The organism is Nitrogeniibacter aestuarii (assembly GCF_017309585.1).
Taxonomy (GTDB): Bacteria; Pseudomonadota; Gammaproteobacteria; order Burkholderiales; family Rhodocyclaceae; genus Nitrogeniibacter; species Nitrogeniibacter aestuarii.
Genome location: NZ_CP071321.1, coordinates 2,124,400 through 2,136,021 on the forward strand (window position 1 = coordinate 2,124,400; position 11,622 = coordinate 2,136,021).

At 59.8% G+C, this 11,622-nt stretch carries 13 protein-coding genes and 1 tRNA gene; 10 read left to right on the forward strand and 4 right to left on the reverse strand.

The window, feature by feature from the left end; all coding sequences use genetic code 11:
• Positions 1 to 204: 204 nt before the first annotated feature.
• From J0W34_RS09755 to J0W34_RS09770, 4 genes are all read right to left on the reverse strand, one after another.
• Positions 205 to 909, reverse strand: a complete 705-nt coding sequence (locus J0W34_RS09755; protein ID WP_230971535.1) for a glutathione binding-like protein — start codon at positions 907 to 909, stop codon at positions 205 to 207.
• Positions 910 to 980: 71 nt separating this feature from the next.
• Positions 981 to 2,084: an Eco57I restriction-modification methylase domain-containing protein gene (locus J0W34_RS09760; protein WP_230971536.1), complete on the reverse strand. Its 1,104-nt coding sequence runs from the start codon at positions 2,082 to 2,084 to the stop codon at positions 981 to 983.
• A 129-nt stretch (positions 2,085 to 2,213) separates the two neighbouring features.
• Positions 2,214 to 3,440, reverse strand: coding sequence for a polyhydroxyalkanoate depolymerase (locus J0W34_RS09765; RefSeq protein WP_230971537.1), 1,227 nt, complete (start codon positions 3,438 to 3,440; stop codon positions 2,214 to 2,216).
• Positions 3,441 to 3,630: 190 nt separating this feature from the next.
• Positions 3,631 to 3,840 (reverse strand): cold-shock protein, encoded by a 210-nt coding sequence (locus J0W34_RS09770; protein WP_227814711.1) that lies wholly within the window; start codon positions 3,838 to 3,840, stop codon positions 3,631 to 3,633.
• Between the two features lie 272 nt (positions 3,841 to 4,112).
• On the opposite strand from J0W34_RS09770, the gene ylqF reads away from it, so the two are divergent.
• The 10 genes from ylqF to J0W34_RS09820 all read left to right on the forward strand — a co-directional run bounded on the left by ylqF (position 4,113) and on the right by J0W34_RS09820 (position 11,618).
• On the forward strand, positions 4,113 to 5,033 hold the full coding sequence (ylqF, locus tag J0W34_RS09775; protein ID WP_230971538.1) for a ribosome biogenesis GTPase YlqF: 921 nt from the start codon (positions 4,113 to 4,115) through the stop codon (positions 5,031 to 5,033).
• Positions 5,026 to 5,853 carry a dihydropteroate synthase gene (folP, locus tag J0W34_RS09780; protein WP_230971539.1) on the forward strand — a complete coding sequence of 276 codons (828 nt, stop codon included), beginning with the start codon at positions 5,026 to 5,028 and terminating at the stop codon, positions 5,851 to 5,853. The genes ylqF and folP overlap by 8 nt, the downstream gene beginning before the upstream one ends.
• An 88-nt stretch (positions 5,854 to 5,941) precedes the next feature.
• Positions 5,942 to 7,303, forward strand: coding sequence for a phosphoglucosamine mutase (gene glmM, locus J0W34_RS09785; RefSeq protein WP_230971540.1), 1,362 nt, complete (start codon positions 5,942 to 5,944; stop codon positions 7,301 to 7,303).
• A gap of 146 nt (positions 7,304 to 7,449) precedes the next feature.
• Complete coding sequence (gene tpiA, locus J0W34_RS09790) at positions 7,450 to 8,199, forward strand: triose-phosphate isomerase (protein ID WP_230971541.1); 750 nt, start codon at positions 7,450 to 7,452, stop codon at positions 8,197 to 8,199.
• Between the two features lie 36 nt (positions 8,200 to 8,235).
• Positions 8,236 to 8,598: a preprotein translocase subunit SecG gene (gene secG / locus J0W34_RS09795; RefSeq protein WP_227814706.1), complete on the forward strand. Its 363-nt coding sequence runs from the start codon at positions 8,236 to 8,238 to the stop codon at positions 8,596 to 8,598.
• 100 nt (positions 8,599 to 8,698) lie between these two features.
• Positions 8,699 to 8,784 (forward strand) — tRNA-Leu (locus tag J0W34_RS09800).
• Positions 8,785 to 8,850: 66 nt separating this feature from the next.
• Positions 8,851 to 9,225 (forward strand): NADH-quinone oxidoreductase subunit A, encoded by a 375-nt coding sequence (locus J0W34_RS09805; protein ID WP_227814705.1) that lies wholly within the window; start codon positions 8,851 to 8,853, stop codon positions 9,223 to 9,225.
• A gap of 49 nt (positions 9,226 to 9,274) precedes the next feature.
• Positions 9,275 to 9,751: a NuoB/complex I 20 kDa subunit family protein gene (locus tag J0W34_RS09810; RefSeq protein WP_227814704.1), complete on the forward strand. Its 477-nt coding sequence runs from the start codon at positions 9,275 to 9,277 to the stop codon at positions 9,749 to 9,751.
• Positions 9,752 to 9,766: 15 nt separating this feature from the next.
• Complete coding sequence (locus J0W34_RS09815; RefSeq protein ID WP_227814703.1) at positions 9,767 to 10,372, forward strand: NADH-quinone oxidoreductase subunit C; 606 nt, start codon at positions 9,767 to 9,769, stop codon at positions 10,370 to 10,372.
• Positions 10,365 to 11,618 (forward strand): NADH-quinone oxidoreductase subunit D, encoded by a 1,254-nt coding sequence (locus J0W34_RS09820; protein WP_227814702.1) that lies wholly within the window; start codon positions 10,365 to 10,367, stop codon positions 11,616 to 11,618. Before J0W34_RS09815 ends, J0W34_RS09820 begins: the two co-directional genes overlap by 8 nt.
• Positions 11,619 to 11,622 lie beyond the last annotated feature (4 nt).

The following is an 11,622-nucleotide window of genomic DNA, read 5'->3' on the forward strand; positions in this document are numbered from 1 at the left end:
CAGGGCAACAAGAAAAGAACGAACGGAGTTGCGGCTAAGGTCCATCAGGGCAGGCGGTCAAAAGTGGGCGCCATTCGGCACGTCAGACTTTTGTAACGTCCGTTTGACCTAAGCCTTTAGTGAGATGACTGCGTTTGATTGCCGTTCTCTGCCTCCGGGTGTGACAAAGATCATCATTCAGCACGCGGTGGAGTCATGGAGCGCTCACTGCCGGTCAACGGCACTGGCGTCCTGACCGAACATGACCTTCTTGGCGTCTTCGTCCATGACCGGCTTCTGATTGATTTTGTCTGCCAGTGCGTAGGCCCGCCGGGTTGCCGGTCGGTCCGCAATGCTGTCGAACCACCGCTGCAGGTGCGGGAAGCGGGTCATGTCCTGCTGCTGTCGCTCGTGAGGCACGACCCAGGGGTAGCAGGCCATGTCGGCAATGGTGTAGGCGTCGCCAGCAAGAAATGCGCGGTCCGCGAGGCGCTTGTTCATGACCGCATAGAGGCGGGCGGTCTCTTTGACGTAGCGCTCCATGGCATACGGGATTCGTTCGGGCGCGTACTGAACGAAATGATGGTTCTGGCCGGCCATCGGGCCGAGCCCGCCCATCTGCCAGAACAGCCACTGGGAGGTTTCGGTGCGCCCGCGCACATCGCTGGGCAGGAACTGACCGGTCTTCTCGGCCAGATACATGAGGATGGCGCCCGATTCGAACACCGGGATCGGAGTGCCCCCATCGGCCGGGGCCTGATCCACGATGGCCGGAATTCGATTGTTGGGGGCAATCTTGAGAAATGCCGGATCGAACTGGTCACCCTTGCCGATGTTGATGGGGTGAATCTCGTAGGGCAGCCCCGTTTCTTCAAGAAAGAGGGTGATCTTGTGACCGTTCGGGGTGGTCCAGTAGTAAAGGTCAATCATGTCGGTGTCCTCGGTTGCGGGGCGATGAGGTTTCGATGGCGGATCGCGTTCGAGGTTCCGGAATGCCCCGATCATTCCAGTAATTTCTGAAACGACGCCGGCAGCATGAGTGTATGGAGACTGCGTTGTGTAAACAGGTAGCGCCCATCCACACGAAAGCCGAGCGCCTCCCATGGAACCGTTTCATTCAGCAGGCGGACAGCCTCATCAAGATTCATCCGCTCGGTGCGTGGAAACAGGGCGAGGATGGAACCGTCGTACGCGGTGGCCGGATGCGTGAAGAAGGGCTGTGCCCGGCGGGTGCGCGCATTCACGTAGATGCGTGGCGCGTCGGTTTGCGGGTAGTTGCGCCCCCAGGTCCACCAATTGCGTTCATCGAAGCGTTTGATGCGTCGGCCAAGCAGCGCGCGTTTGCTGGGCTCGAGTGCTTGATGGGGCACGTTGTAGAGCATGCGTCGGGTTGAACGGTTGTCGATCGTTTTGGAGTAGACGAATTCGACGTTGCCCTCGGGGTGTTCGAAAAGTCGATCGGCGCCCGAGACGGCCCCCACCTTGACATCGAAGAGTGATGCGAGCGGGATGGTGAGCGTGTCGGGAGCAAAGACGAGTTGTCCATCCATTTCCACGAAGCGTCGCTCGCACCATTGCTCGTCGTCGAGGTTGCGCAACCGCGTGATGCGGGAGTAATTGCCCCGCTCGAAGCGGAAGATGGCGCAATTGGGAACGGCACCGGCGAAAATGCGGGTGTCACCGGTTTCGATCCAGTGGGTGATGGTGCCCTGGTCGTAGATCCAGCGATTGAGTTTGCGCGCTGCCGTCAGCTTGATGAACTCGCGCGGCACGATGAAGATCAGTTCGCCTTCGTCGTCCAGATGCCGGATGGCCTTCTCGATGAAGAACAGAAACAGGTTGCTGCGCCCGTCAAAGTGGCGCATGTCGATGTGCTGGCGAGTTTCGGGCGGAATGTCCTGAAACCGGACATAGGGCGGATTGCCGATCACGGTCGAAAACCGTTCGGTGTCCGGGTAGGCGAAGAAGTCACCCACGTTCATGCTCTGGCGCGCCACTCGGGGGTCGAACTCGATGGCTACGCAGCCAGCGATGCGTTCGCTGAAGGCGCCGTCACCTGCCGAAGGTTCGAGCACGCGCCCCGTCTTCTGTCTCAGCGACAACATGAGGCGGACGATGTCCGGTGGGGTGAAGACCTGACCTAGATTGGCGACGTCGCGATGATTCACTGGAGTGGACGAAAAACGGGCAGTCGCCAAGTTAACCCAAGGCGCCGCCCGCATCAATGAACACGTTCAGTCGGCGCGGTGTTTTTCGAGAAAGGTGCGCAACTGCGGGTAGATCTGCTCGCGCCAGCGGCGTCCGCTGAAGATGCCATAGTGGCCGACCTTCGGGACCAGCAGGTTGTGGTGGCGCTCGGCAGGAATGCCGCTGCAGAGCTCATGCACCGCGGTGGTCTGGCCCGGTGAGCAGATGTCGTCGAGTTCGCCTTCGATACTCATCAGCGCTGTTCCGGTGATGGCAGCGGGCCTGACTCGTTCGCAATGGACCATGAGTTCGCCGTCGGGCAACTTGTGATGCAGGAACACGTTGTCGAGCGTTTCGAGATAGAAGGCGGCGTCCAGGTCCATCACGGCGTTGTATTCGTCGTAGAACTTGCGATGCGCCTCAGCCGAGTCGTCGTCACCTTCGATCAGGTGGTTGTAGAAATCACGGTGGGCCTGAAGATGGCGGTCAGGATTCATGGCCACGAAGCCGGAATGCTGCAGAAAGCCCGGATACACTCGGCGCATGAAGCCCGGGTACTTCGAGGGCACGCGCGTGATCATGCGGGTCTCGAACCAGCGCAGGGTGTGTGCCTTGGCGAAGTCGTTGACTGCCGTTGGACTCACGCGCGTGTCGATCGGGCCGCCCATGAGCACCATGGATGCGGGGGCGACGTTCTCCTCGTTCTGCGCCATGAGGGAGATGGCTGCCAGCACCGGTACCGTTGGTTGACACACTGCCACCACGTTGATGCCGCGGCCCAGGTATCGGATGAAGTCCTGAACGTGGGTGACGTAGTCGTCGAAATGAAAAGCGCCTTGTGCCATGGACACCAGGCGCGGGTCGATCCAGTCGGTCACATAGACTTCGAAATCTTCCACCAGCTTGCGCACCGTGTCTCGCAGCAAGGTGGCGTGATGCCCCGACATCGGGGCCACCAGCAATACTTTCTGCGCCTGCTCCGGCAATCGATCGCGGCGGAAGCGCACCAGATGACAGAAAGGCGTCTCGTAGGCCTTGACCTCAGACAGCGTATGGGACGTACCATCGACCGTGACCGCATCGATGCCCCAGGCCGGTTTTTCATAGGTGCGAATCGCCCGGGCGAGAAGCTCGGAGCCTGCCGCAATACGTTCGCTACCGGGCGCGTAGGACAGGGGGCTGAACGGGTTGGCAAAGAGGTTCTGGCTGAGGTTGGCCATGGCACCGATCGGAGCCATCATGGCTTTCTTCATTTCATGGATGTCGTACATCATGAGGTGTTTCTCCGTGGGGTGTTGCTGGGCAGGACCTGATACAGTGCCCTGTACGGGAGCCACCATCTTCTGGCGTCGTTACCTGTGACCGCCGGGTTCTGGTTCCGTTCGGTAGCGTATGGTGTTCTCACACGCAGGGTAAACGAAAAAACGCGGCTTGCGCCGCGTTTTAAATTGAATCCGGTGCTTTTTACAGCGGGCGGATCGCAGCAGCCTGCAGACCCTTGGGGCCGTTGCGGACTTCAAATTCCACGCGCTGGTTTTCGGCGAGGGAGCGGAATCCCTTGCCCTGGATCTCACTGAAATGGGCGAACAGATCGTCGCCACCCTCGTCAGGCGTAATAAAGCCGAAGCCTTTGGAGTCGTTGAACCATTTCACGGTGCCAGTTTGAGTGCTCATCTATGGTGTTCCATTCAATTACAAAGTACTGGGCGATTGCCCGCCTGCGAGTAGCATGAAGAATCGTGACAGGGAGTTTTCAAACGGGGCGGCTATTGCTGACACCGCAAGGAAGACACCACAAGACCAATGCTTGATGCGACTGCCCCGAAAAGATACACCTTTTTCGGCGCCTGTCCACCGCTTTTTCCAGTATGCGAATGTCACATTTTCGCCTCAAACGCATGTGGTGGGATAATCGCCCGCTGTAACTCTCTGATGGAACATTTGCAATGACGATCCAGTGGTTTCCGGGGCACATGAATTCGGCGCGCCGCAAGGCGGCCGAAACCATGGCCAAGATCGATGTGGTCATCGAGGTCGTCGACGCGCGTCTGCCAGCTGCGAGCAGCAATCCCATGATCGAGGAGTTGCGCAAGGCCCGCCAGCGGCCGTGCCTCAAGGTGTTGAACAAATCGGATCTGGCGGACCCCGACGCCACCCAGGCATGGCTTGACCACTTCAATGCACAGCCCGGCCTCAAGGCTGTTGCCAATTGTTGCAAGAAGCCGAATGAGGTGGCCCGCATCCCGCGACTGTGTCAGCAGCTGGCGCCACATCGTAACGACGGTACCAAGCCGCTGCGCATGTTGATCATGGGCATTCCCAACGTCGGCAAATCCACGCTCATGAATGCGCTGGGCAAGCGCAAAGTCGCCAAGGTAGGCGACGAACCTGCCGTGACGAAACAGCAGCAGCGGCTGGACCTGAGTCCGACCATGACGCTGACCGATACGCCGGGACTGTTGTGGCCGAAGATCGAATACGACCTGGATGGATTCATGCTGGCGGCGAGTCATGCCGTGGGTGTCAATGCCGTCTCGGAAGAGGAGGTCGCATACGAGCTCGGTGACCTGCTCCTGGCCCGGTACCCGGATCGCCTCAAAGTGCGCTACAAGCTCGCCACAACGGAGGTGGACGGGGTGGAACTGGTAGAGACCATCGGGCGCAAGCGCGGCTGTGTCGGTAAAGGGGGTGTTCTGGACGTCGAAAAGGCAGCGCTGATTCTGCTGGGGGAGTATCGCAGCGGCGCGCTTGGCCAGGTCAGCCTGGAAACGCCGGACACGCGCGCGGCCATGATCGCCGCTGCGGATGAGGCCCGTCGCGTCGAGGCGGCCGCAAGACTGGCAGGGCTGGAGCAGGACGATGCTTGAAACCCTGAGCTGTGGCCGCTTCCGTTTTGACAACGCCACCCCGCGCATCATGGCAATTCTGAATGTGACCCCGGATTCCTTTTCCGGCGATGGCATGCTCAAGGCGCGCGATGAGATCCGGCGAAGTGCTGAACGTGCAGTGGCCGCCGGCGCGGCCATGCTCGATGTGGGTGGAGAATCTTCCCGCCCGGGTGCAGAGCCTGTCTCCGAGGCCGAAGAACTCGATCGGGTCATCCCGGTCGTCGAGGCGCTCGCTGGCGGACGCGTGCCCGTCTCGGTCGATACCGTGAAGCCGGTGGTCATGCGTGAGGCCCTGCGCGCTGGCGCATCCATGATCAACGATATCAACGCGTTGCGCGCCGACGGGGCGGTCGAGGCGGTCGCGGCGTCGGACGCGGGGCTGTGCCTGATGCACATGCAGGGCGAGCCGCGCACCATGCAGCATGCGCCGCAGTACGACGACGTCACCCGGGACGTGCTGAGCATGCTCGATGGCCGGGTGGCCGAGGTCGAGCGTTCGGGTGTTGTGCCGGAGCGCATTTTGCTCGACCCCGGCTTCGGGTTTGGCAAGACACTTGAGCAGAATCTGTCCTTGTTCCGTTCGCTGCCGATGTTATGTGCCAAGTACCCCGTGCTGGTGGGCGTTTCTCGCAAGAGCATGATCGGGGCGATTACCGGGCAACCCGTCGATCGCAGGGTGGTCGCAAGTGCCGTGGCGGCCGCACTGGCAGTTCAGCTCGGCGCCAGCTGGGTGCGGGTGCACGATGTTGAGGAAACGCGAGATGCGCTTGCCATGCTGGCGGCAGTCAAAAGCGCATGAAGTGTGCGCCTCGGCACACCGTGATACGGGGAGGGCGGCGATAATTCCGTCGTGATTTTTCCAGACAATCAAGAATGAGATAACGGAAATGAGTAGAAAGTATTTCGGCACCGACGGTGTTCGAGGCAAGGTCGGTGACGCGCCCATCACGCCGGAATTCGTCATGCGCCTGGGTTATGCGGCAGGCGTGACACTGGTCGGACGGGAAAAGATGCCCGCGGGTGAAAGGCCTGCCGTGTTGATTGGCAAGGACACGCGCATTTCCGGTTACATGCTTGAGGCGGCGCTCGAAGCCGGATTTGCTGCAGCCGGGGTGGATGTCATGCTTGCCGGGCCTGTGCCGACGCCCGCGGTGGCCTACCTGACTCGCGCGCTGCGTCTGCAGGCGGGTGTGGTGCTCTCGGCCTCGCACAACCCGTACTACGATAACGGGATCAAGTTCTTTTCGGCCCGTGGCACCAAGCTGCCCGACGCGGTCGAGCTCGAGATCGAAAAACACCTGGATGAGCCCATGGGCTGTGCGCCGTCCGACAAACTGGGCAAAGCACGACGGGTTGAAGATGCGGCAGGGCGCTATATCGAGTTCTGCAAAAGCAGCTTTCCGAACGAACTCGACCTGCGTGGTCTCAAGATCGTCGTCGATTGCTCGCACGGTGCGGCCTATCACATTGCCCCGGCCGTTTTTCATGAACTTGGTGCCGAGGTCGTGGCGGTGGGTGCCAAGCCCAATGGTTTGAACATCAATGAGGGTGTGGGCGCGACGCACCCGGAGAATCTTCGTGCGGCAGTGCTCGCCGAGCAGGCGGATATCGGTATTGCTCTCGATGGCGATGGCGACCGACTGATGATGGCGGATGCCGCCGGCGAAATCTACGATGGCGACAAGCTCATCTATGTCATCGCGACCGCCATGCAGATTCAGGGCTGTCTGGATGGTGTGGTCGGGACGCTCATGAGCAATCTGGGTTTCGAACACGCGATCGGACGTCTCGGAGTGCCGTTCGCCCGTGCCAAGGTGGGTGATCGCTACGTGCTAGAACTCATGCACGAGAAGGGCTGGCGCGTCGGTGGTGAAAATTCCGGCCACATCATCTGCCTCGACTGGCACACGACGGGCGACGGCATTGTTTCTGCATTGCAGGTTCTCGCTTCCTTGAGGCGGCGCAATGTGACCCTGGCCCAAGCGTGTGAAGATCTGACGTTCTATCCCCAGCGACTGATCAATGTTCGCATTGAGCGCGGTTTCGACTGGGCGGCTGATCGCTCGATCTCTGACGCCTGTCGTCGTGTCGAGGCGGAATTGGGTGAGCGGGGCCGGGTGCTGTTGCGCCCTTCAGGCACCGAGCCACTGCTGCGTGTCATGGTCGAGGGGCAGGACGGCGACGAGGTCGAGCGGCACGCCAATGGACTCGCAGACGCTGTGCGTGCTGCGGTCGGAGAGATTCACTGAACCGGTAAAGCGAACGTCCTGCGCCGGCTCGGTGGCTGGCGCCGGTCGCGTTTGCTGTTCGGCCTTGGTCCGCGCCGGACGGCGATGTCTGTTTGCTGCTCGCGTCAGTCGGCGTTAGAATCGACCGATTTTTCGCGGGCAAATTCATGAGCAAGCCGGATAAACTCGTCGTTGGTAACTGGAAGATGAACGGTCGTCGTGACATGGCTGTGGCCCTGTCATCCGCCGTCGCCGGCCAATTGCCTTCCGGGATGGAAGCTGCGGTTTGTGTCCCGTTTCCGTTTCTTGGTCTCGTCGGCGAGGCTGTGGCTGCCAGTGCGCTGGCGCTCGGTGCACAGGACGTTTCTGACCAGGAAGAGGGCGCATTTACCGGCGAAGTCAGTGCCGGAATGCTCTCCGAATTTGGTTGTCGATTCGTCATCGTGGGGCACTCCGAACGGCGTGCCCGTCAGGCGGAAACCAGTGTGCTGGTGGCCGAAAAGGCGGCCAGGGCGCGTGCGGCAGGCCTGACGCCGATCGTATGCGTTGGCGAAACGCGCGACGAGCGGGAAAGCGGCCAGACGCTGTCCGTGATTGAAGCTCAGTTGGCACCGGTGCTGGCACTTGGTGGCGAGGCTGTCGGTTCGATGGTGATTGCCTATGAGCCGGTCTGGGCGATCGGTACCGGACTGTCGGCCAGTGTTGAGCAAGCGGTTGAAGTTCACCAGGCAATTCGTGCCGCGGTGGCAGGTTTGATCGGAGATCGGGCAGGTGATGTTCGCATTCTCTATGGGGGAAGCGTCAAGCCTGAAACCGCTGCAGAGCTGTTCTCGGCGCCGGATATCGACGGTGGGTTGATCGGTGGCGCCTCTCTGAAAGCGGAAGACTTCCTGGCCATTTGCCAGGCGGCTGTTTGATTTATTTGAATACTTGATTCGGGAATATCACAAAACATGGGCGGTTATCTTTTTTCCATCGTGTTGACAGTGCACGTGCTGGTGGGTCTTGGTGTGATCGGGCTCGTCTTGTTGCAACACGGCAAAGGGGCCGATGCAGGCGCTGCGTTCGGCAGTGGTGCATCGGGTAGCCTCTTTGGTGCATCGGGTTCGTCGAACTTCATGAGCCGCACCACGGGGGTGCTTGCGACGGTTTTCTTCATCACCAGCCTGAGCCTTGCTTACCTTGGTAGCCGCGAAGTTTCCGCGCCCGTCAACATCATGGAGCAGGGCGTTCCGGCGGCTCAGGATGCAATTCCGACGCCGGCTCAAGTGCCGGCTCAGCAGGGTGAATCCAAAGCGGATAACATTCCCAAATAAGGTGCAAAAGAGTTTGCGCGGCGCGTCAGAACGCGTATAATTCGCACCGCTGTAACGCAAGGCGTGCAGCGCAATAAAAAGCAGTTAAGAGCAGCAAAAAGCCGACGTGGTGGAATTGGTAGACACGCTATCTTGAGGGGGTAGTGACCATCGGTCGTGTGAGTTCGAGTCTCACCGTCGGCACCAGAATTCCAGCGCCCGCGAAAGCGGGCGTTTCCTTGCAGTAGAACCCAGGTAAACAGCGGGCATCATATGCTTGAAAATTACTTCCCCGTTCTTGTCTTCATCCTGGTGGGTCTGGCGTTTGGTGTAGCTCCGATCGTCCTTGGTCGCCTCGTTGCACCGTACCGTCCCGATAGCGAGAAACAGTCGCCGTACGAATGCGGTTTCGAACCCTTCGAAGACGCGCGCATGAAGTTCGATGTTCGCTATTACCTGCTGGCCATTCTCTTCATTCTCTTTGACCTCGAAATTGCCTTTCTGTTTCCGTGGGCCACAATTCTCCGTGAGATCGCGGGTGACGAGGCGCTCCGGCTGTTCGGCTTTTTCGAGATGTTCGTTTTCCTCGGCATTCTTCTGGTGGGTTACATCTGGGTCTGGAAGAAGGGCGCCCTGGAGTGGGAATGAGCGGTCGTGCGATTCGGCCCAATGAACAAAACTTGCGGTAAGGGGTGACATGAGTATCGAAGGCGTCTTCAAGGAAGGATTTGTCACCACGTCGCTGGATACGCTGATCAACTGGACGCGTACCGGCTCGATGTGGCCGATGACCTTTGGCTTGGCCTGTTGCGCGGTTGAAATGATTCACGCCGGTTGTTCGCGATATGACCTCGATCGCTTTGGTGTGGTGTTCCGTCCAAGTCCGCGTCAGTCGGACGTGATGATCGTGGCGGGTACGTTGTGCAACAAGATGGCGCCCGCGCTGCGCAAGGTTTATGACCAGATGACCGAGCCGCGCTGGGTCATTTCCATGGGCTCCTGTGCCAACGGTGGGGGCTACTATCACTATTCCTACTCGGTGGTGCGTGGCTGTGATCGCGTGGTGCCGGTTGATGTCTATGTGCCGGGGTGTCCGCCGACTGCGGAGGCGCTGCTGTACGGCATCATCCAGCTGCAACGCAAGATCCGTCGTACCAACACGATCGCGCGCTGACCGGGAGCTGACGAGATGAGTGCAAAATCAGAACGTCTCGCCGCGCTGCTGACCGAATGCTTCGGTGAGCGCGCCCTGTCCGTCGTTGAAGATCGCGACGAAGTCACCCTTGTGGTGGCGGCAGACGATTATCACAACGTGGCTGTCGAACTGCGTGACCGCCCGGAGTTCTCGTTTGAGCAGTTGATCGACGCCTCCGGCCTCGATTACTCCACATGGGAAAACAGCGAGTGGGCATCTGAGCGTTTTGCCGTCTCGAACCACCTGCTGTCCATCACGCATAACTGGCGCGTGCGTCTGCGGGCTTTTGCGCCGGATGACGGTTTCCCGGTGCTCGATTCCCTCTGTGATGTCTGGCCCAGTGCCAACTGGTACGAGCGTGAAGTCTTCGATCTTTACGGCATCATGTTCAACAACCATCCGGATTTGCGCCGCATTCTGACCGACTATGGTTTTGTTGGTCATCCGTTCCGCAAGGACTTCCCGGTTTCCGGTTTCGTCGAGATGCGTTATGACCCGGAGCAGGGTCGCGTGATCTATCAGCCGGTCACCATCGAGCCGCGCGAAAACGCGCCTCGTGTGGTGCGTGAAGAGAACTACGGAGATGTCGGCCATGGCTGAAATCAAGAACTACACGATCAACTTCGGCCCCCAGCATCCGTCGGCGCACGGCGTTCTTCGCCTCGTGCTCGAGCTCGACGGTGAGGTGGTCGAGCGCGCCGATCCTCATATCGGTCTGTTGCATCGCGGGACCGAGAAGCTCGCGGAAACCCGAACCTGGGTGCAATCCGTGCCTTACATGGACCGGCTCGACTACGTGTCGATGATGTGCAACGAGCACGCCTACTGCATGGCGATCGAGAAACTGCTCGGCGTGCAGGTCCCGGAGCGGGCCCAGTACATCCGCGTGATGTTCGATGAAATCACCCGGATCCTGAACCACCTCCTGAATATCGGTACGCACGCCCTCGATATCGGTGCCATGACAATGGTGCTATACACGTTCCGCGAACGCGAAGACCTGATGGACGTGTATGAGGCCGTGTCCGGTGCGCGAATGCACGCGGCGTACTACCGGCCGGGTGGTGTGTATCGCGACCTTCCGGACCAGATGCCGCAGTACGAAGTATCCAAGTGGAAGAATGCCAAGACTGTTCAGGAGCTCAACGAGAACCGTCAGGGTTCTCTGCTCGACTTCCTCGAAGACTTCACCAATCGCTTCCCGAAATACTGCGATGAATACGAAACCCTGCTGACCGACAACCGGATCTGGAAGCAGCGGACGGTCGGCATCGGAGTGGTGACCCCCGAGCAGGCCAAGGCCTGGGGCTTCACCGGGGCCATGTTGCGCGGTTCGGGCATCGCCTGGGATCTGCGCAAGAAGCAGCCCTACGAAGTCTACGACCGCATGGACTTTGATGTGCCGGTGGGTAAGACGGGCGATTGCTACGATCGCTATCTGGTCCGCATGGAAGAGATGCGTCAGTCAAACCGGATCATCAAGCAGTGTATTGACTGGCTGCGCAAGAACCCGGGCCCGGTCATTACCGATAACCACAAAGTGGCGCCGCCGTCCCGCGAGTCCATGAAAGCGAACATGGAAGAGCTGATCCACCACTTCAAGCTCTTCACTGAAGGCATGCATGTTCCCGCCGGCGAAGTTTACGCCGCGGTCGAGCATCCGAAGGGCGAGTTCGGCGTGTACGCCGTGTCCGACGGAGCCAACAAGCCCTATCGTCTCAAGTTGCGCGCACCGGGTTTTGCCCACCTTGCCGCCATGGACGAAATGTCGCGCGGTCATCTGATCGCCGATGTGGTTGCCATTATCGGCACCATGGATGTCGTGTTTGGCGAGATTGATCGCTGAATGC